Source organism: Dysgonomonas sp. UBA7630 (assembly GCF_002483985.1).
Taxonomy (GTDB): Bacteria; Bacteroidota; Bacteroidia; order Bacteroidales; family Dysgonomonadaceae; genus Dysgonomonas.
Window position 1 is genome coordinate 17,909 of record NZ_DLIY01000004.1, and the last position, 21,183, is coordinate 39,091.

General features: G+C 39.4%; 20 protein-coding genes and 1 pseudogene. 13 read left to right on the plus strand and 8 right to left on the minus strand.

The window, feature by feature from the left end:
- Positions 1-454 precede the first annotated feature (454 nt).
- Entirely contained in the window at positions 455-1,468 is a 1,014-nt protein-coding gene (locus B3P17_RS01680) for a family 43 glycosylhydrolase (protein ID WP_252639394.1), read from the plus strand.
- Between the two features lie 217 nt (positions 1,469-1,685).
- Positions 1,686-3,494 carry a glycoside hydrolase family 2 protein gene (locus B3P17_RS01685; protein WP_252639393.1) on the plus strand — a complete coding sequence of 603 codons (1,809 nt, stop codon included), beginning with the start codon at positions 1,686-1,688 and terminating at the stop codon, positions 3,492-3,494.
- 71 nt (positions 3,495-3,565) lie between these two features.
- Here B3P17_RS01685 and B3P17_RS01690 read toward each other — a convergent pair whose 3' ends face one another.
- The 5 genes and pseudogenes from B3P17_RS01690 to B3P17_RS01710 all read right to left on the minus strand — a co-directional run bounded on the left by B3P17_RS01690 (position 3,566) and on the right by B3P17_RS01710 (position 9,206).
- Positions 3,566-4,348: a Cof-type HAD-IIB family hydrolase gene (locus B3P17_RS01690; RefSeq protein ID WP_252639392.1), complete on the minus strand. Its 783-nt coding sequence runs from the start codon at positions 4,346-4,348 to the stop codon at positions 3,566-3,568.
- A gap of 123 nt (positions 4,349-4,471) precedes the next feature.
- On the minus strand, positions 4,472-4,894 hold the full coding sequence (locus B3P17_RS01695; RefSeq protein ID WP_252639391.1) for a hypothetical protein: 423 nt from the start codon (positions 4,892-4,894) through the stop codon (positions 4,472-4,474).
- Positions 4,895-5,168: 274 nt separating this feature from the next.
- Positions 5,169-6,911: a hypothetical protein gene (locus B3P17_RS01700; protein ID WP_252639390.1), complete on the minus strand. Its 1,743-nt coding sequence runs from the start codon at positions 6,909-6,911 to the stop codon at positions 5,169-5,171.
- Between the two features lie 473 nt (positions 6,912-7,384).
- The gene (gene lptB / locus B3P17_RS01705; protein WP_006844650.1) at positions 7,385-8,167 is read right to left on the minus strand and encodes an LPS export ABC transporter ATP-binding protein; all 783 of its coding nucleotides are present in this window, start codon (positions 8,165-8,167) and stop codon (positions 7,385-7,387) included.
- Between the two features lie 54 nt (positions 8,168-8,221).
- A pseudogene (locus B3P17_RS01710) lies at positions 8,222-9,206 on the minus strand (branched-chain amino acid aminotransferase).
- Between the two features lie 252 nt (positions 9,207-9,458).
- Between B3P17_RS01710 and B3P17_RS01715 the strand changes: the two are divergent.
- A complete protein-coding gene (locus B3P17_RS01715; RefSeq protein WP_252639388.1) occupies positions 9,459-10,199 on the plus strand; it encodes a CPBP family intramembrane glutamic endopeptidase in 741 nt (246 codons plus the stop codon).
- Between the two features lie 466 nt (positions 10,200-10,665).
- On the opposite strand, the gene B3P17_RS01720 is transcribed toward B3P17_RS01715, so the two are convergent.
- Positions 10,666-11,304 carry a peptide deformylase gene (locus tag B3P17_RS01720; protein ID WP_252639387.1) on the minus strand — a complete coding sequence of 213 codons (639 nt, stop codon included), beginning with the start codon at positions 11,302-11,304 and terminating at the stop codon, positions 10,666-10,668.
- A gap of 256 nt (positions 11,305-11,560) precedes the next feature.
- Here B3P17_RS01720 and B3P17_RS01725 point away from each other — a divergent pair, with 256 nt between their 5' ends.
- From B3P17_RS01725 to B3P17_RS01735, 3 genes are all read left to right on the plus strand, one after another.
- The gene (locus B3P17_RS01725) at positions 11,561-12,049 is read left to right on the plus strand and encodes a sigma-70 family RNA polymerase sigma factor (RefSeq protein ID WP_252639386.1); all 489 of its coding nucleotides are present in this window, start codon (positions 11,561-11,563) and stop codon (positions 12,047-12,049) included.
- Between the two features lie 9 nt (positions 12,050-12,058).
- Positions 12,059-12,667: a hypothetical protein gene (locus B3P17_RS01730; protein WP_252639385.1), complete on the plus strand. Its 609-nt coding sequence runs from the start codon at positions 12,059-12,061 to the stop codon at positions 12,665-12,667.
- Positions 12,668-12,793: 126 nt separating this feature from the next.
- Positions 12,794-13,711, plus strand: coding sequence for a TraB/GumN family protein (locus B3P17_RS01735; protein WP_252639384.1), 918 nt, complete (start codon positions 12,794-12,796; stop codon positions 13,709-13,711).
- 94 nt (positions 13,712-13,805) lie between these two features.
- On the opposite strand, the gene B3P17_RS01740 is transcribed toward B3P17_RS01735, so the two are convergent.
- Positions 13,806-14,189: a DUF2752 domain-containing protein gene (locus B3P17_RS01740; RefSeq protein ID WP_252639383.1), complete on the minus strand. Its 384-nt coding sequence runs from the start codon at positions 14,187-14,189 to the stop codon at positions 13,806-13,808.
- Positions 14,190-14,408: 219 nt separating this feature from the next.
- On the opposite strand from B3P17_RS01740, the gene B3P17_RS01745 reads away from it, so the two are divergent.
- Together B3P17_RS01745 and B3P17_RS01750 are read left to right on the plus strand one after the other, a co-directional pair.
- Positions 14,409-14,762, plus strand: coding sequence for a 2-dehydropantoate 2-reductase N-terminal domain-containing protein (locus B3P17_RS01745; RefSeq protein WP_291102929.1), 354 nt, complete (start codon positions 14,409-14,411; stop codon positions 14,760-14,762).
- Positions 14,763-14,780: 18 nt separating this feature from the next.
- Positions 14,781-15,338 carry a ketopantoate reductase C-terminal domain-containing protein gene (locus tag B3P17_RS01750; protein WP_291102932.1) on the plus strand — a complete coding sequence of 186 codons (558 nt, stop codon included), beginning with the start codon at positions 14,781-14,783 and terminating at the stop codon, positions 15,336-15,338.
- A gap of 44 nt (positions 15,339-15,382) precedes the next feature.
- On the opposite strand, the gene B3P17_RS01755 is transcribed toward B3P17_RS01750, so the two are convergent.
- The gene (locus B3P17_RS01755; protein ID WP_252636996.1) at positions 15,383-16,036 is read right to left on the minus strand and encodes an OmpA family protein; all 654 of its coding nucleotides are present in this window, start codon (positions 16,034-16,036) and stop codon (positions 15,383-15,385) included.
- A gap of 230 nt (positions 16,037-16,266) precedes the next feature.
- Between B3P17_RS01755 and B3P17_RS01760 the strand changes: the two genes are divergently transcribed.
- From B3P17_RS01760 to B3P17_RS01780, 5 genes are all read left to right on the plus strand, one after another.
- On the plus strand, positions 16,267-17,727 hold the full coding sequence (locus B3P17_RS01760) for an ATP-binding cassette domain-containing protein (protein ID WP_252636997.1): 1,461 nt from the start codon (positions 16,267-16,269) through the stop codon (positions 17,725-17,727).
- Positions 17,728-17,829: 102 nt separating this feature from the next.
- Positions 17,830-18,381 (plus strand): plasmid pRiA4b ORF-3 family protein, encoded by a 552-nt coding sequence (locus B3P17_RS01765; protein ID WP_252636998.1) that lies wholly within the window; start codon positions 17,830-17,832, stop codon positions 18,379-18,381.
- Positions 18,381-19,289: a tRNA (adenosine(37)-N6)-dimethylallyltransferase MiaA gene (miaA, locus tag B3P17_RS01770; protein WP_252636999.1), complete on the plus strand. Its 909-nt coding sequence runs from the start codon at positions 18,381-18,383 to the stop codon at positions 19,287-19,289. Before B3P17_RS01765 ends, miaA begins: the two co-directional genes overlap by 1 nt.
- A gap of 70 nt (positions 19,290-19,359) precedes the next feature.
- Positions 19,360-19,854, plus strand: coding sequence for a hypothetical protein (locus B3P17_RS01775; protein WP_252637001.1), 495 nt, complete (start codon positions 19,360-19,362; stop codon positions 19,852-19,854).
- A gap of 324 nt (positions 19,855-20,178) precedes the next feature.
- Entirely contained in the window at positions 20,179-21,150 is a 972-nt protein-coding gene (locus B3P17_RS01780) for a PorP/SprF family type IX secretion system membrane protein (protein ID WP_252637002.1), read from the plus strand.
- Positions 21,151-21,183 lie beyond the last annotated feature (33 nt).

Consider the following 21,183-nt stretch of genomic DNA (forward strand, 5'->3'; position numbering starts at 1 on the left):
AAATGTAGGCATCGGTTTGTGTGTCCTTGTGAAAAATGAATATTCTTATTCGATCTTAGAGTGAATAATTTAAAATAAATGGTTGAAAGTAAATCTGCGATATTAATGTTTAATTCCTCTTTACCATGTTGAACAGAGTGAATTGAAAATCGGCAGCGCCAAACATCTCTTGTCTACAAGGAGAGATCCTTCCCCTTTGGTCGGGATGATAAGAATCTAAAACAAATTCTCCCTCCATCTCCAACCCAATATAACAGCCTTAAAGCAGAGTGGCGCTAATGATAAAAATCGGTCAAATAGTAATAAAAACTAGTCAAAAGCCGAATTTGGCTTATTTTGACACTTTTTTGGTTGAAAAGTATACTTATCTTTTATTCTTGGCATGCTAACTTAGCAGTGCAGAACGCTACGAAAAGCATGTCATAAGATAATGCAATAAAATTTGAATAATACCATGAAGAAAATTTTTACATATATGTTCATTCTCCAATTGCTTGTGGCAACGGGATGTAATGCATGTAGCAGTTCTAAAAAAGGAGCACCTGTAACTCCAAATCAGAAATATACAAATCCTGTAGTGGCTCTGAGCCTGCCCGACCCAACAATCATAAAGGCACAGGATGGACATTTTTATTTGTATGCAACAGAGAATACACGAAATACTCCTATCTACAGGTCGGATAATCTTGTAGACTGGACATTTTTAGGAACGGCATTTACGGATGCCACACGCCCCACCTTCGAGCCCAACGGAGGTTTGTGGGCGCCTGATATTAATTACATCAACGGCAAATATGTGCTGTACTACTCCATGTCGGTATGGGGTGGCGAGTGGACATGCGGCATTGGCGTAGCTGTTAGCGACAAGCCCGAAGGACCATTCACCGACAAAGGAAAGCTTTTTAGAAGCAACGAGATCGGCGTTCAGAATTCCATCGACCAGTTTTACATCGAAGAAGGAGGCAAGAAATACCTCTTTTGGGGCAGCTTCCGAGGCATTTATGCCATAGAGCTGAGCGACGACGGACTGTCGGTAAAAGAAGGAGCGCAGAAAAAGCAAATAGCCGGAACAGCCTTTGAGGGAACATATATCCACAAGAAAGGAAATTATTACTACATGTTTGCGTCTATAGGCAGTTGTTGCGAAGGTGCAAACAGTACGTACGAGCTTGTTGTTGGTCGTTCACAATCATTGTTTGGCCCTTATGTGGATAAGACTGGCAAGGATATGATGGACAACGGCTATACGGTGGTGATAAGCAAAAGCTCCCGCTTTGTAGGCAACGGACACTGCTCCGAAATCGTACAGGACAAGGCAGGCAACGACTGGATATTCTACCATGGCGTAGACCTTAACCACCCCAATGGGCGTATACTGCTGCTCGATCAGGTAAAATGGGATAACAATTCATGGCCTTATATAGAGGGAGGCAAACCGTCTTCTTCGGCAGATAAGCCTGTGTTTTAAAGATATAGTGATTGTAATAGATAGGAGATTGCAACCTAATTAATGATTGGTATTTACTGCCCCGGACGAAGCGAGCCCAGAACATAAGCTTCGTTCGGGAAGTAAAGAAAGACGAAAGTTTTCTTTCTCTCACTACACGAAGAATAACATAACATATCGCTAATTTTTATAGAATAAGCTTTATTCTACAAGGAATCATTAACTCAAAATATAAGATATGAAGAAGAATTTTTTATTGTTAATTTTATTTGTCACCAGTATTGGTCTTTTTGCCCAATGGAAACCAGCGGGAGATAAGATAAAAACAAAATGGGCAGAATCGCTTGATCCCAAAAACATATTGCCCGAGTATCCACGTCCGATAATGGAGCGTACCGAGTGGGCAAACCTAAATGGACTATGGGAATATGCAATCTTACCCATCGGACAAGCCGAACCTCGCAGTTTCGACGGACAGATACTTGTTCCGTTTGCTGTAGAGTCGAGCCTGTCGGGAGTGCAAAAGGAACTTGGAGCAAAAAACGAACTTTGGTACAAACGAACTTTTTCTGTACCATCGTCGTGGAAGGGTAAGAATGTAATCCTTCACTTTGGTGCGGTAGATTGGAAGACAGAGGTTTTTGTTAACGATATAAAAGTGGGTACACACAAGGGCGGATATACTCCGTTCAGCTTTGATGTTACTCCTTTCCTTACATCGGGTGCTCAAAAATTGGTTGTGAAAGTCTGGGATCCTACCACAGACGGCTATCAGCCTGTCGGCAAGCAGCACAAAGACCCTCACGGTATATGGTACACTCCTGTGTCGGGTATCTGGCAAACAGTGTGGCTAGAGCCGGTGAATAACAAACATATTGCCAATATTAAGGCTATACCGAGCCTCGATACGAAGAAAATAGCATTCGATGTATGTGCGGCAAATACTTCATCTTCAGATGTTGTAGAGGTAGTAGTAAAAGATAAAGGACAAACTGTAGCTTCGGGAAAAGCCGTTGCGGGACAGACGCTCGAATTGCCTATCGCCGACCCTAAACTATGGTCGCCCGAAAGTCCGTTCTTGTACGATGTAGAAGTAACGCTTTACAGTGCAGGCAAAGCTCAGGATAAGGTAAAGAGCTATACGGCCATGCGTAAGGTTTCGTTCAAGCGTGACGATAATGGCATTATGCGTTTGCAACTCAACAATAAAGATTACTTCCAGTTTGGCCCGCTCGATCAGGGTTGGTGGCCCGACGGACTATATACCGCACCTACCGATGAGGCTTTGGTGTATGACATACAGAAAACGAAAGACTTTGGATTCAATATGATACGCAAGCACGTGAAGGTAGAGCCTGCACGCTGGTACACGCATTGCGATCGTCTGGGGATATTGGTTTGGCAAGATATGCCTAACGGTGACCGTTCGCCACAGTGGCAAAACAGAGATTACTTCAAAGGATCGGAGCTGATTCGTAGTGCCGAGTCGGAAGCAAACTATCGTCAGGAGTGGAAAGCGATTATGGATTATCTGATCTCTTATCCTTCTATCGCTGTGTGGGTTCCGTTCAACGAAGCATGGGGACAGTTCAAAACACAGGAGATTGCCGAATGGACAAAAGCGTATGATCCTTCTCGCCTTGTAAACCCTGCTAGTGGCGGTAACTTCTACCGTACAGGCGATATGCTCGACTTGCACAACTATCCGGGCCCTGACATGTATCTCTACGATGCCGAACGTCCTACAGTGCTTGGAGAGTATGGAGGTATAGGTCTTCCGCTTCAGAACCATCTGTGGCAGCCTGACAAAAACTGGGGATACGTTCAGTTTAAGAATGCCAAAGAAGTGACAGACGAATATGTGAAGTATGCCGAACAGTTGAAAAAGCTTATCAAAGCCGGTTTCTCTGCTGCTGTCTACACCCAGACTACGGATGTGGAAGGCGAAGTAAACGGCTTCATAACATACGATAGAAAAGAAATAAAAGTGGACGAACCACGAGTAAAAAAGGTGAATTTGGAGATATGCAATTCCTTGTCTAAATAACTAGGAACAGTATTTCCTGAATTTAGGTGATTTTAGGTTTGAAAAGAGGTGGAAGGGATTTTCACCTCTTTTTACTTTATTACTCCAAAATGCCTTAATGCATTTGCAACGCCATTCTCGTCTATGTCATCGGTAACGTAGTCGGCCGCCGCTTTTACATCGTCGCCGGCATTTCCCATCGCTATGCCGATAGCCACGTGGCGAAGCATTTCTATATCGTTGCCTCCATCTCCGAAAGCCATCGTCTCGGACTTGTGGATGCCGAAATGTTCGAGAAATTTATCTATCCCTGTGCTCTTGTTTATCCCCTTGATATTTACATCGGCAAATGTAGGATGCCATCGGCTGGCATGGCAACTTACCAATGCCTCGTTCATTATTCTTTTTTCCAACGCATCATCTACATACAGGTTTACTTGTAGAACCTCTTGATCGATCATCTCCTCTAGGTTTCTTACAGGAGGCACATTTACCTTCACAAGGTTAGCTATCTTTTCCACATTGCTGTCTACATAGTTTACAAACGAACCTTCGTTGAGCATGAAGGCTAAAGGAAATTTCACCTCGTTTTGTTGATACTCGATCAGCGACTTCAGCTCTTCCTTGGGGATCAGCTTTTTGAAGATAACATCATGATCGGTAGTTACACAATACGCTCCGTTTACGGTTATAAAGCCATCAAACTCCAAGCCTCCCAGATTTTGTATCTGCTTTCTCAAGCGACCTGTGGCAAGGAAAACCTTGATGCCTTGTCTCTTTACTTCGTTAATAGCATCGATTGTAGATTGTGAAACCGAGTGTGTTTTGAAACTTAATAACGTGCCGTCTATATCAAAAAAAATAGCTTTTGTCATAATGTTTTAGGATAGATTGCAAAGGTAATGTTTTTGTAGTGATAATAAAATCGCAGGGTAGAGTCGGAAATAAAAAAGCGCCTGAATATCCAGACGCTTTTGATCTTGTATTATGAATAAATTTCAATAATAATTTGCGAAAACAATTGGGCGGGTACTAGCTGCAACTCCGTTTACTTTGCTGAGTAGCATTATTACTGTAGGGTAATTTGTTAAATAGATTTCGATAGGAGAGTATCCCTGAGGCAGATTTACTGTCATGTAAGTAACCATCGTACTCGTATTGGGCACATAGCAGCTCATATAATTTGACCAATCTATCACCTTATATCCGGCTGCACTGTACGAAAAAGAAGGATGCTTGCTTGTTCTCAATTCGAAAACAACAGTTGACGGCTGGCTGCTGTAAACATCAGCAGTCACTTTCGATTTGTCAGAACTTAGCTTGTCATTTGTGAAAAATACGTCGACTGACTGGGCTTTCAGGCTACTGCATGTAAGTGTAAATACAAAAACAGCGATAAATGTGTACAAAGCTTTTTTCATGATAACATAATTTAGCGTTAAACATAGAATTTTATGTGTTTTGAAATTAGTAATAATTGACTGGAAATAAGGCTGGTGTAAGCTCTGATATGACTTTTTGTAGGGTGTGATTCTTGTTAAAATATTGTCGTATAATTGTTTAGTAGTCTTTTATTTGTGTTGTAATATGACTTTTTTTAGACTGAGTATGGGCTTTTGGGCAAAAAAGAAGGAGCTGTCTTCTTAAGAACAGCTCCTTCTTTACTCGTTTATAAATAGTTAGGTATATTTTATGTTAATCATACATCGAACCCCACTCAGGATGATAATTACCTTCATTTAGATAAGCATTGTAAGTACTCTCTATTTTGAACTCTCTATTTGCATCAAACATTTTACTGAAAGAATATTTTTTACCATTAGTCTTATGTGTAATATTGAATGAAATATATACTTTAAATTTTCTATTACTCATATGATGATTTTTGTCTCCACTACCATTTGTTGATTCAAAATATACTTGTGTTTCATAATATAGTCCAGTATTCCCTGTGTAGAATTTAATATCCTCATATTTATTTCCGGAGAGCTTTCCATTTACAATGTAACCATAAGGTTTATTTAAAGGTGTATCTGGTTGACTTGTCCCTTCTACTAAAATTGTAGCCCAAGGTCCTGAAATATTAAATTCTTTTTCTATTTCAGGATTTAGTATTATAGAATAATTCTCAATGGAGTATGTAAAATAGAACTTCATCCCAGCCATTCTTGTAGGAGCCTTTCTGTCGACATAGTAAATGCAACGATTAGAATGGACAGTTACTACAGGTGTTGTTTTTAAGTTCCATACTCCCAGAGGTTTATTGTATAATAGAGATTTGTCAGGACCTCCTGGTATTGCTAATCTCCTATCAGTCCATCCTGCAAGTATTTGTTCTGACTCCATTTTAATTTTAGAATCTAACTGTACTTTTAGATCTACCTTACTAACCTTATCTTGGTCACCGATTAAACCTCCAAGAAGACCTTTTAGCGCATCTACAGCAAGAGAACTTCCTGATGATATTATGGATTCAATTCCTTTTTTAGCACCGGATTCTAATCCGGAAGTAACCCATTTTGATGCATTACTTTTTATATTGCTCCAAAGACTTTTGAAGAACGGATCGTTCTTTTTTATTCCTTGATCAATTTTATCTCCTACATATCCACCAGTATTACTTGTCGCTGATATTGTATTTGTTAAAGTATTGTTGAACATATTGCTAAAGCTTACTGAAGGAGAGGATGATGAAGATGCTGTGGCTTTAATTGTACCAGTAATCTCTCCTGTAGTAGTAGCTGTTCCTTCTGTAGTGATTTTATTAATAGCTCTACCCATTATTGTAAAGAAATAGCTACTGTCTGAGATCGTTTCAGGGGCGTATGCGCATTCAATTTCGAAGGCATACCATGTATTATTAGCCAATCCTATCGATGTGAATTTACCATTGGAGAAAGTACCTTCAGTTGTTGAGATTGTCGCAGGTGCAGGGTCAGGTTTATCTGCTGGTAGAGGTGTATTTTTGTTAAAGTTCATCAAAGAGGTCTGTTTGTTGACACTAATTCCCCATACCGATTGGGATGATCCTTGATTGCCTGGGTCTGCAAATATATAGACAAAAAAACGTAAAATTCCTGTATACTTATTGTACAAACCAATATACTTATATGAATCTTTTTCTAATATATTACTATATACTAGTTCCCATCCATTTGATTTAGTATACATTCTTTTAGCTCCTGATACATGAAAGTTATGATCTATCCACTCGCTGGAGACGCCAGCATTAGGCGATTCTCTTACCCATGGAACTAAAATTCCTTTAACCAAATTCCCTTTTAGATCGATCATATTCAATCTTTCAGCCTCGAAATCGAAATAATTGTCAATAGAAGCTTTTAGTTTAGTTTCTTCATTTGTATTCTCCTGGTTTGAAGTGTTCTTCGAAATTTCTTCATTTGAACATGCTGTGAAACAAGCGCATAAAAATAGCAATAAAATGCATTTTGATAAAAATTTGTTTTTACTCATTTTTTTGTGATTTTAGGTTTAACAAGAGATTCTTAATTATTTATCGTTTTATAAACATTGTATGTCTTGAGTGTGATTTTAACATAGGTTTAGTTTTTGTAAAAATGGATATAATTCTGTGTATTCTTCTTTAGATTGGTATCTATTTGATTGTAAAAATACCTATTGTGATATAGAAATGCAACTTTAGTGTGTTTTTATCCCCTATTTTTAATTTTATTTGTTTTATTATGGTAGTTTGGCAGGGTGTAATGGTTTGGGTATAAGAGCTTTCTTGGAGGTAGTATTTTTTTTATAAATTTTATTTATATTGAATATCAAAAAGCGATCTCTGTGTGNNTTAACTTATATATATGTTGTTCTTATATTATCTTATTTTCAGCCATAAAAAAAGCGCAGATTATATCAATCTGCGCTCCCTGTTATTTTTTATTCTGCTATTTCAAATGTTCAAAATTGCGTCGTTTCAGTTGGAAGTCACGTCCGAGATATTTCTCTCTTACCGTTTCATTTTCAGCTAATTGCTCGGCACTTCCTTGGAACAATACCTTCCCCTCGAACAAAAGATATGCACGGTCGGTGATACTCAGCGTTTCGTCCACATTGTGGTCGGTGATGAGAATCCCGATGTTCTTATATTTCAGCTTTGCCACAATCTCCTGAATGTCTTGCACAGCAATAGGGTCTACCCCCGCAAAAGGCTCGTCGAGCATGATAAATTTAGGGTCGATAGCCAGACAGCGGGCAATCTCCGAGCGGCGGCGTTCCCCCCCCGATAGCCTGTCACCCAGATTTTTGCGAACCTTGTGTAACCCAAACTCATCGATGAGGCTTTCCAACTTCTCTTTTTGATACTCGGATGATGTTTTTGTCATTTCCAGTACCGACCGGATATTGTCTTCCACAGTCATCTTGCGAAAGATGGAGGCTTCCTGTGCCAGGTAGCCGATGCCATGTTGCGCCCGCTTATAAACAGGGAACTTGGTTATCTCCGTGTCGTTGAGGAAAATCTTGCCTTCGTTGGGCATCACCAATCCTACGGTCATGTAGAACGTTGTGGTTTTCCCTGCACCGTTGGGGCCTAGCAAGCCGACAATCTCGCCCTGCTTCACATCTATAGAGACATGATTTACGACAGTACGCGACGAGTATCGCTTTACAAGGTCTTCGGTGCGTAGCACCATTCTCTCGGTGGGTTGTATATTGTTATCTTCTGCCATTATTCAATTACTATTGTAGACAAGCAAACAAGTTGTTAGAGTATGGATACCCGATCAGTCGAGAACTGTTACCCAGCCGTGTGTGTCGGGTTCGTCGCCCTGCTGTATCGCTCTCAGCTTGTTGTACAGCTTGGTGCTTACAGGGCCTGCGTTACCATCTTTAGATATCACATACGACTTGTTTTCGTCCAGATCATCTACTCTTAATATCGGGCTGATTACGGCAGCTGTACCCACTTGTCCNNTGACGGCGTTCTACCTTCATTCCCATATCTTCGGCCAGTTGCATCAGGCTCTTGTTGGTGATAGAAGGAAGTATCGAGCTCGAAAGCGGTGTGATATATGTATTGTCTTTTATTCCGAAGAAATTTGCAGGGCCGCATTCGTCCAGATATTTCTTTTCTCTGGCATCGAGATACAGAACGGCAGAGTATCCCATTTCGTGTGCTTTGTGTCCTGCCACGAGGCTGGCTGCATAGTTGCCACCTACCTTTATTGTACCTGTACCCAGCGGTGCTGCACGGTCGTATCCTCGCAGGATGGCAACCGGAGTAGGTTTAAACCCTTCCTTGAAGTATGGGCCTACAGGGGTAACAAATACGAGAAACATGTATTCGGCAGCAGGTTTTACGCCCACCTGCGCACTTGTGCCTATCAGTAGCGGACGGATATATAAAGAAGCTCCGCTTCCGTATGGCGGAACAAATTTTTCGTTCAGTTTTACAGCTTTTAATACTGTTTCTTCAAAAACTTCGACAGGAAGCTCGGCCATCATAATACCATGACATGAAGAAATCATACGCAAAGCATTATCGCGCATTCTGAAAATTCGGATTTTCCCGTCTTTACCTCTAAACGCTTTGAGTCCTTCAAATGCTTCTTGTCCGTAGTGGAGGCAAGTGGCAGCTATATGAATGTCAATACTCTCAGAAGTAGTTTCGGTTGGTGTACTCCATTTTCCATCTTTGTAATGGCTTCTTACATTATAATCTGTCTTCATGTACCCGAAAGACAAATTAGACCAGTCTATCCCATTCATGTCGATAAAAGTTTAAATCAATACTTTCGATAAATTGTTTATATCACAAAAGTACAATTTTCATCGATATTCAGGCGATGTTTTTTCTTATTAAGTAAATATTTAAGCTCATTTTTCAGATTTTAGGGATTTCTTCTTTTCGGGATGATATTTAAAATGTATTTTTATTGCCATGCTCAGAAGTGAAGAATCTTATGTCAGAATAGAAAGAGATGCTTCATTTATACTTTTAATCGTAATACTTATTTAGATATGGAATCACTACACAAAATATGGTCACGTTATTTCAACTATAATTGGCAATTTGGTCTTGCGCTAATTCTGCTGTTTGGTGTTCCTCGTTTTATTCTGGTGTTGGATGCGAACATGTCGGGCGGATATGGCACAGCTTTTATCATCTTTTTCATCATGTGGTTCACCCCTTTTATTTTTCTCACTCGCAAGGGCAGGAGAGAAATTGGCTTTAAGCGCCCTAACAATTACCTTCGTTTGCTTTATTCTTTTGCCTTGGGCGCATTGGCGTGCGGAGCTATATACGGGCTGTTTTATCTTTTGTATGGCAACACAATCAGCAATTCGCTTGTCTATATCTCTAAAGCCAGCACGTCTGTCGTGTTGGACGATAGTCATCGGCTTATCTTCTTCCTTATTGCCGCTATACCCAGTATGCTATTCAGCCCTATCGGCGAAGAATTTCTGTACAGAGGGGTAATACATGGCAGCTTTGTTCCCAAGTTTGGTGAAACAAAGGCTTCTCTCTTCGATAGCCTCGCTTTTGCATTAACGCATCTGGCTCATTTCGGAATCATTTTTGATGCAGGTGTGTGGAAATTGCTTCCTGTTCCGGCACTGTTGTGGGTACTGTCAATGTTTGCTGTCAGTCGACTGTTTTTTGCGTGTAAGCAGATGTGTGACTCTATATTTGGAGCTGTGCTGTCGCATGCCGGATACAACTTTGCGATGATGTACTTCATCTTTTATCACATCCTATAACTTATTTTTTTGCCATTATAAATTCAATACGTCGATAATATTTCTTTCTCTACGAGGATATCTCCAAATAGCGAAAACGCTTTTCCAATGCCCTTTCTGCTGTAAATATTTATAAATGTTTACACCTTTTGTTGCTTCTTGAGGGGAGTTTTCGAAACATAGAGAGATGATCGGTAATTTTTAGTAAACAGTTTTTATTTTCAAAGAATACATTCGAAAAAAGAGCTTTATATAATTTGCTTGTGTGGAGAAAAGTTGTGGTCAGGATTTATAATAGTTAACATAAGTGCAAAATGAATACTATACTTTTGCTTCGCGGTCTTACTTTAGACGGCGATTATGTTAACTTTCTAATCTTAATACGAATACATACAAAACTATATTCGTCAAAAAAAGAGTAAATCATTTCCTTGATTTACTCTTTTTGCTTTTGTGTTGTCGATTGTTTTTTCTTCAAATGGCAGCATCAATCCTCTTTCTGAACCTCAGGAGAAACGGCAGTAGCCAGTCTATCGGTAAACAATATACCTTGCAGATGGTCGTACTCGTGCTGAAATATCACGCCCGTAAAGTCTGCGCCACGAGAGCCGCCGCTTAGTCTTTCTTTTATAAGCGTTCCGTTATCGTCGTAATACTCCACATCTACCCATGTGTAGCGATTCGTTGTGCCCGATAGTTCGGGTACGGAAAGGCATCCGTCTCTTTCGAAGAGGAATGTCTCACCCGAATGACCTACAATACGTGGATTGATGGCTACTTGCACAGGCATCCCTTTTTGGTCGATACGCAAGAAAAGGAACAGGTTGCGCCCGATACCCACCTGCGGAGCTGCGATGCCTACTCCCGACTCTACGGCAAGTGTCATTTGCAGGCGGTCGATAAGGAGTTGCAGGTCTTTGTTGGTTGCAATGTTCTTCGCATCCAGATCGATGCTTTTTTTTCTGAGGAAAAGAGAATCTCTTTGGTTGTCGGTTTGCAATACTCTGAACGGAGTATCTGCACTTCCGCTATTTATCAGTGATTTTTCGTTGCTTGTCATAAACTTAACAGATTTACACGCGGATATGCTAAACAAAATAATCAGCAAGTATACTATCTTTTTCATTCTATCCGATGTTTGCATTTTTTTGCAAAGATATGAAAAATGGATAGTACATAACAAAAAATATATCTTACAGTAGAGGCTATTCTTGTAGCTACCCGAATTGAGAACATGCCCCTAGCAACAAGCTTTTACATCCATTTTTTTGGTTACCGCTTCATATTTTCATCATCTATTCGTGATTAAACATTAAAAAATTCCTAATATTGTGATAAATCGCACACTTTTGCGACATATATAATAAAGCGACTTCTAATAGATGAAAGAAACGAAGGAAAGGGATGAACAATTCTTAGAGATGATACGCCAAAACGAGGGTATTATCTTCAAAGTAGCCTCCTTCTATGCCGACAAAGAGCATCCGATCGGCGATCTTTATCAAGAAGTCGTACTCAACCTATGGAAAGGGTATCCGTCGTTCAGGGGCGAAAGCAAGTACTCGACCTGGATATATAGGATTGCGCTCAATACCTGTGTGTCTTTTTATCGCAGGAATAGAATTAATGTTTCCTATGTAGATATATCGACAGATATTCCCGACGTGGTAGACAACAATGAAGAAATACAAGAATTGTACAAATTAATCAACCGTTTAGGGAAAATCGAACGTGCCCTTGTCTTACTCTATCTCGACGATAAACCGTATAAGGAGATAGCCGAAATCACAGGGCTTTCTGTGACAAATGTGGCAACCAAGCTGAGCCGCATAAAAGATAAGTTGAAGCAGATGTCGAATGGACAAAACTAACCAAATTATATGGATCTCGATAGCATAAAAAAAACGTGGCAAGAAGCGGATATAAAGCCGACAATCGATGAATCAAAGATTCAGAAAATGTTGGATAATAAGGGGAAAAGCGCTTATGCAAATTTATTGAAGTATGACAAGTGCTTTCTGTGGCTGCTCATACCTTGTGTGTTTGCAGGAGTCTTGTTCTATTGTATGCATCCTCTGCCCGGTATCCTTTATTTTGCATTGCTTATCCCGGCATTTTTCTGGCAGCTGTATAAGATCAGCTACCTGAAGAAGGCGGATGTGTCTAAAATGGGAATACTGGAAATATCGAAGGGGGTGACACGCTACAAGAAATTCTTGGTGTACGAAATTATTATAGGAGCTGTGTGGATAGTAGCTTTCTCGGTGTCGTATATATATTATGGTCTGCCCAGTATGTTTCCTAAGCTGATGGGGCGATATTCGTCCGACGGCGAGTCGTCGTTTATGCTCTTGTTGCTTATCTTTATGATTGCAGCTACGATGGTTTTCTCTTTCCTGATCTATAAATATTTGTACTTGAATAATATAAAGAAAATACAAGATTCGATACGGGAAATAGAGGATTTTGAGAAAGATAATGTTGACTAAATAATAAGAATATCCTCTTTGTCATATTGAAAGGAGTAAATAATCTCTTGCCATAAGAAATGCTTCTAGTCGTCAGCATGATAAATATAAATAACCTTTGTAAGAAACTTAACGAATAAATGTAATATGAAAAATCTGGTCGCAACATTTTTTGCACTGATACTATTTGTAGCTGCTACCACGCTCACAGCTCAGAACGAAACGAAGTATGATAACGCTTTGCTTTGGAAGGTTTCGGGCAATGGGCTATCAAAGCCTTCTTATATACTAGGTACACACCATCTGGCACATGTGAGCTATGTAGATAGCATTCCGGGGCTAAGAAGTGCCATGGATGCTACCGAACAAACGGTGGGCGAACTTCTGATGTCTGATCAGACAGCGATGCAGGCCAAACTGCAACAGGCGGCGATGATGCCGGCAGGCGAGAGCTATGCAGCTTTGTTGTCTCCCGACGACTATTCCAAGCTGGATGATGGGCTGAAAAAGCTTTTCGGTGTTGGTCTCAGTCAGTTTGGACAACTCAAACCGGGTATGCTTTCTATGTTGTACACCATCACGTTATATACAAAGTTTTATCCCGAGTTCAACCCGATGGCACACGAGGCTATCGATGGATATGTACAACGCATAGCTACCGAGAAAGGAAAAACCGTTGTTGGTCTCGAAACTGTCGAAGATCAGATTTATGCTCTGTTCGATGCCGAACCGTTGAAAGATCAGGCTGTTTCATTGGCATGCTATGTCGTGAACAGCGACAAGGCAAAAGATATGTTGGATAAACTGAACTCATACTACAAGGCAGGGCAGTTGACAAATATGTACAACCTTGCTTTTAATAATCCGGACGATCCGTGTGGTGTATCACAAAAGTCGCAAAACGCTCTGAATAAAGACCGTAATGATAAGTGGATCGCAAAACTTCCTGAGATAATGAAAAATAAATCGAGCCTCATTGCCGTAGGTGCGTTGCACCTTGCCGACAAGGACGGATTGCTGGCTCAGCTTGCTGCTAAAGGATACACAGTAGAAGCTGTGAAATAAAAGATATACTTTATTTTCTTCCCCCTTCATTAGATTCACTCTTTTCTATTGGAGGGGGAAATTGTATCCCGTGGCTTGTTATCCCTCTTATATATTATGAAAAGCTGATATTCCTCCCTATCCAGAAAAGCACAATCAGTATAAGAACTAGAATGATAGCCCTTTTTCCGAATAATGTCTTCCGTGCGGTCGGATATTTTTCTTTACCGCCAAAGTATTCGAAATAAATTCCAATGATAAGATAAGGAATTGCCGGTATTAAGAGGGGATTACTTGCAAATGCATCTTTCAGCCTAAAGTGTAGTAAATGATGTATGGCTCGCTGCGAACCACAGCCCGGACAGTCGAATCCTGTGAGCTGATGAAAAGGGCATTGCGGAAAATATGCCGATTCTGCGGGGCTGAACACAAAGTATATAATTGCGGCAAGCAGTAGTACGCAGCTTATCACAATAACTCTGGTCAGATATTTCGGCATTGTTTTTGGATTTTAAGTAATTGATCAAAAATAATGAAGTATTTGTTTTATTGCAAAAACGCTGTGTTACTCTTTTTACTCTGTGGTTAAAAAAGATGGAGAAGAGCGAATGCGATAATAGCTCCTTGTTATACATTAAAGTAAATATAACAAAGAATAAATTATACGACATAGCAGTAAATGGAGAAGCATAAAATTATATCTTTATAATAAAAAAATATGTCTCTAAAATATGCAGTAATAGGAACGGGAGCTATAGGCGGATATTATGGCGGAAGCTTAGCTCACTCTGGAAATGAAGTTCACTTTTTGCTTCATTCAGATTATGACTATGTAAAGAAACATGGGCTAAAGGTTGATTCCATTAACGGAAACTTTCATTTATCGGATGTTCCAGCTTATAGCAATACGAAAGACATGCCTGCATGTGATGTTGTTTTGGTTGCGTTGAAATCAACAAACAATAACCTCTTAGAAGAGCTACTCCCTCCCCTCTTACATCAAGACACAATAGTAATATTGATACAAAATGGATTGGGACTGGAAGCTGATCTACAAGAAACTTTTCCTTAATTACAAATTGCAGGAGGTTTGGCTTTTATTTGCTCCAGTAAGATAGGAAATGGTCATATAGCCCATTTTGACTATGGAAAACTCAATTTGGGATCTTACTCTTGTAGAGATTCAAGAGTATTGGAACAGGTATGTTCCGACTTCATACAAGCAAGAATAGAATCAAATATTCTGGAGCTTGAGTTAGCACGGTGGATGAAACTGGTTTGGAACATCCCGTATAATGGCATGACCGTTGTCTTAAATACAGAAACAGATATTCTGGTGGATCATCCGTCAACTGCACAGCTATTGAAAGAGATGATGCTCGACGTGATACGTGGTGCTAATCACGTAGGAAAGAGAAAATTTACCATACCAGAATCTTATGCGGATGAGATGCTGGTTATGACGCAACAAATGAGACCGTATTCACCAAGTATGAAACTTGATTTTGATGCTCATCGTCCTTTAGAAATCGACTATATCTATACACGACCGATAATAGAGGCACAGAAAGCAGGATACGAGATGACCCGGGTTTCTATGCTGGAAAAACAATTGAGGTTTATTCAGGATCAATATATAAAAAAATAAGCGGAAACTAAGTTTCCGCTTATTTTTCATGTTTTATATTTTATCTACGGATTTATCAAGAATAACACAGCACGGTTTTTATCATTTTCGAGCTGGAACGGCTGTAATCCATCACCTTTCCAGTTCACAGATATCCTATTCTTGGCAATACCATATTTTGTTTCCAAAGCTTTTGCCACCTCATTAGAACGTTGTTCTGACAGCTTCATATTTATTTTAGCAGTACCTGTTTTCTTATCTGCATATCCTGTTACAACAACAGTCGAACCGGGATGCTCGTTCAGATAATCCACAGCCAACTCAACCTTAGACCATTCGGATGCATCTATCACATATTTATTTATACGGAAAAAGACAGGATTAGGCAAAAAGAAAGGATCTTTTTTCACAGGTGCTACAACCGGGTCGGGATTTTTGATAGGTCTGGTCTCCGCCTCTATCGGAGGAGCATCTTTTACTGGTGCGCACAGTGATGGTATACTGTCAGGACAACCAAAATACTTTCTCCTATTGGTGGCAGCATTCGACAATACTACAGTTTGTCCCGGAGTATCTCCCCTCAATATTGTTACACGATCATCACTGATTAATTGTACAGCCGGATCATTCGACGTAGATGTGGTAGTTGCATTTTGAGCTTTTACAGGGAATACAAATAGCCCTAAAAGCATAAATGACAGTAGAAGTCTTAGTTTCATAATGATATACTTGGTGTTAAGGTAAATACCTATTTTGTTTGTATTAATTTACAAATTTAATATATTTCTTATACTATAGGAAATATTTTAAGAAAAGATTTATGAAATGTAAAAAATGAGATAAATACCCTCTCTTTTTTGAATAAAATGCTTGATATTAATTCTTTATTCCGGAATACTGTAAGCACCGACATACGACTTTCATTATCTTTGTAACTTAGTTCTTACTTATGGAGAAAAAGATTATAATTGAAATAAAAGGAGCGACTCCTCGCATTGATAGTTTAAGATTTAATCATCCCGTAAACTGGACGATTAAAGAAAACGAACACTGGGCGGTTATTGGTCCAAATGGCGGAGGAAAAACGCTCTTGGTAGATATATTGTTGGGGAAATATGCACTTAAAGAAGGTGAGATTGTTTGCACTAGCGAATCCGGGACAAATCGATCTGTATCATCTGTCGTAAAAAGTGTTGCCTTTAGGGATATATACAGCATTATTGATACACAGAACAGCTATTACCAACAACGGTGGAATAAGGGAGATGAGCAAGAAGTACCTCTAACAAAAGATTTGGTACAGAATGCCGATCAAACGTGGTTGAATACATTGGTAGAGTGGTTCAGGATAGAAGATCTGATGAATAAAGAGGTTAATCTTCTATCGAGTGGTGAGCTTCGTAAATTTTTGATTGTGCGCTCTCTTTTATCGAGACCTCGTATTTTGATACTCGACAACCCGTTTATCGGACTCGATACGTCATCCCGAAAAGTTTTGAATGATCTGCTCACCCGTTTATCCGAACTCGATAATCTACAGATTGTATTGATCTTATCCAACCCCAACGATATACCGGATATGGTTACCCATATTCTGCCGATAAAAGACAAACAGATATACGAACCGATGTCTCGCATGGCTTTTAAGGAAGATAAAGAGTTTGTAACTTCATTATTCCCCTCTGTCGGTATCGAAGGACTGGAGACACTCAAGCAAACATCTAATGACGGAGAGATCAAGGCTTATGAGAATGCCGCTATTCTAAAAAACATTCATATCCGATACGGACAACGAACAATATTAAAAGATCTGAATTGGGAAATCAAACGAGGAGAAAAGTGGGCTCTGCTTGGAGCCAATGGGGCGGGCAAATCAACCTTATTGAGCTTGATATGCGGTGATAATCCTCAAGCCTATGCGAATAACATAACGTTATTTGACCGTAAAAGGGGTACAGGAGAAAGCATCTGGGATATAAAAAAGCGGATTGGATACATATCTCCCGAGATGCATCTTTATTATCTAAAGAATGTGAGATGTCTCGATGTTGTCGGGTCAGGCTTTTTCGACACTATCGGTTTATACAGAAAATGCGACACAGGACAAGAGGTTGTGGCTCTAGAATGGATGAAGCTTTTCAGAGTGGAACATCTCAAAGATGTATCTTTTCTGAACGTGTCTTCTGGCGAGCAACGCCTGATATTGTTAGCCCGGGTGTTCGTAAAAAATCCCGATCTCCTTATACTCGACGAACCGCTGCATGGATTGGATATTATTAACAAAAGAAGAGTAAAAGAAATTCTTGAAAGGTATTGTGATTCAAACAAGTCGCTAATCTATGTCACTCATTATGAAAACGAAATCCCGAGCATAGTGGACAAGCGGAAAGTTTTGATAAAAAATGAATGAAAGTTATAAAGTAATTCTACTTTCCTATCCCTGCATTTATTTTGCAGAAATGTTGTAAAAAATTATTATTTTTGAAGCAGAAATAAATAAGCATAAATTAAAATGATATTCCGTTTTTTACTTTTATCAGATGAAGTTGAAGACTTCAAGCGTGAGATTCAAATAGATGCAGATAATACTTTTCTTGATCTGCATCAGGCAATTATTAAGTCGGTAGATTATAAAGACGGTGAGATGACTTCATTCTTTATCTGCTCTGACGACTGGGAAAAAGAACAAGAAATCACCCTTGTGGAAATGGATACAAGTTCGGACGAAGATTCGTATACAATGGAAGAATCTATCCTGAACGATTTTTTGGAAGATGAAAGACAAAAATTGATGTACGTATTTGATTATATGACAGAACGTGCATTCTTTATGGAACTACGAGAAATCATTACTGGAAAAAACCTCGAGCAAGCCGTATGCACTAAATCCACAGGAAACCCTCCTACTCAGTTTGTTGACTTCGAAACAATTGCTGCAAGTTCTACATCGTTGGATACGGGTGAGACTTTCTATGGCGACGAAGGATACGACATGGACGAACTGGATGCCGAAGGCTTTGACGGATTAGACGATGTTCAGTTGCCTAGCGACGAAGAATATTAATGAAACGCCTGATAGTACTGCTTGGCCCCACAGGAGTGGGGAAAACAGCACTAAGTCTGAACTTGGCTGAGCACTATCAGTCGCCTATCATATCAGCCGATTCCCGACAATTTTTCAAAGGACTTGAAGTCGGCACAGCTGCGCCGACTATAGCTCAAAAAGAACGTGTTGCACATCACCTTGTTGGTATGCTTGATGTTACCGACTACTATAGTGCCAGTGAATTTGAGCGTGATGCACTGAATATAATAGAAGATCTTCATAAACCGCACGATGTAATTATAGCCAGTGGTGGTTCTATGATGTATATCGATGCTCTCTGCAATGGCATCGACGATGTACCCACAATAGAAGAGAGCCTTCGCAAAGAGGTCTATGAATTGTACGAACGAGAAGGGCTGGAACCGATACGGTCACAGCTGAAAGTACTAGACCCTGATTTTTATAACGAAGTAGACCTAAAAAATTATAAGCGTGTGATTCACGCTTTGGAAGTTTGCCTGATGACGGGCAAGCCTTATTCATCATTCAGAACACAAACAAAAAAAGAACGTCCGTTCGAAATTATAAAAATAGGATTGACTCGCGACAGAGCCGAATTGTACGAAAGGATAAACAACCGTGTAGATGAAATGATTTCTTCGGGGCTGATAGAAGAAGCCGAACGTTTTTATCCACAACGACACCTCAATGCATTAAATACGGTCGGATATAAAGAGTTGTTCAAATATCTGGATGGCGAATGGACTCTTGATTTTGCTATCGAAAAGATAAAACAAAGTACACGGATTTACTCTCGCAAACAAATCACATGGTTCAAAAGAGATAAAGAAATTCACTGGATCAACTTATCTGAAACAAGTGAAGATGATGCGTTAAAAAAAATAATATCCATTAGCGGATGTTAACAAAAGGTGGGCTTTTGTTGTTTAATTAAAATAGAATCTGTATTTTTAACAATCATAAAAAAACTATTATATGAGAACAAGGCTATACAAGTATTTAGTTATCTCTCTTTTGGCTGTATTTGGCATTACCGGATTAACGGGTTGTGGAGACGATATTACCGAACAATATTATGTAGGTTCGGAAGTTAAAACAAAAGATTTTAAGGTTGAAAAAAATCAATGGGGATGGAATAACGTTTACAATCGCTATGAAGCGACTATAAGCGTAAAAGAGATAGATGAGAGATTGTATGAATTTGGCACAATTGCTGCCACTGTCTTTGTAAATGAAGAAGCTCCGGATGGAAGCATTTATGAAGTACAGAAAAACTTACCTTTCGTACAAGCATATAAAGACTTAGCTACTCCGTATACCGAATATATAGGTTTCGATATCTTTTATGGAAACGGAACTAATCCTTCTGTTACCTTTTATATTCAAACATCAGATGGTTCTCCTGATACTCCTGTATTACCTGACGCTTATAACTTCAAACTTGCTTTGATATGGGATAGTGAATCTTAGTAAATACGTTTAAGATATATACAAAACAGGCATAATCAACCCATGCCTGTTTTTTTATGCCTTTATGAAAAAAATATCTATTAGTAGGGTATTCTTATTTTGGATCAAAATAAAGTGACAATAAAAACATACCGTAAAAGTGTTACTTTTACATACGCTTTGCTCCTGTGACCGTTGGTTGTTACTTTTTGGAATCGAGATGTTTTTTACTAAGCAAACATTTAAAATACAAATTATAGCTAAACACACAATTTACAAGGCTTTCGACCGTTAATTAAAATAAAATGTACTTACTTTGCACTCCATTATCACTGACATTTGTGAATGAAACTTAACTATATAACATTATTCTTTCTGTTTTTCACTCTAGGCTCGGGTGTTGTATATGGTCAGTGGGATTCCCAGATCAGTCAATATTGGAATATGAAGAACTTTTACAATCCTTCATTTGTTGGAGAAAGAAATGTTATAGAAAGTTCTCTGTTGCATCGCCGTCAGTGGACAGGTCTCGACAGAGCACCGATAACATCGTTGGTTTCATTGAATATGCCTATGAACTTTTTGGGTAAGGAACATGGAGTGGGTGCAATGGTTATAACTGATAAATTCGGATTATTTACGAATACCTCCACCATGCTGCAATACGCTTATCGGTTTAAGTTTAAGAAAAACAAACACCTAAGAGTAGGCTTACAAGGGGGGATGATGAATATAGACTTCGATGCTTCCGGGATAAAGAACCCACCAAGCGGAGAAGGAGGAACAGGAAACGAATCTGAAGGAGAAACAGACCCACAAGTACCAACCACAGCTATAGGCGAAAAGAAGTTTGATATGGGACTCGGTGTATCGTGGATCACCCCTACCTATTACTTAGGGGCTTCTATAACGCACTTAATGCAGCCTAAGTTTGATATAGATGAGCAAACCACCTCTTCTATTTCTCGTATCTATTATCTGACAGGAGGATACAATATAAAGCTCGGAAATCCGTTGATAGAATTGCAACCATCTGCTCTCTTTAAATCTGATGCAGTGACCTATCAATTGGAAGTTACAGCTAAAGCCGAATATAAAAAGATGTTCAATGGAGGAATATCTTGGAGAAAAGGGGACGGTTTTGTATTTTTGCTTGGTGTGAAAATAAAAAATATAGATGCAGGCTATTCATACGACCTTTCAACATCAGAGATATCGAAGGTTAGTCATGGAAGCCACGAATTGTTTATACGCTATAGTATGCCGTTAGAGAAGCGGAAAGACAGGCATTCAGGCAAAAGCATAAGGATATTGTAATTATAAAAAAGACGAGTATACAAACTTACAAGT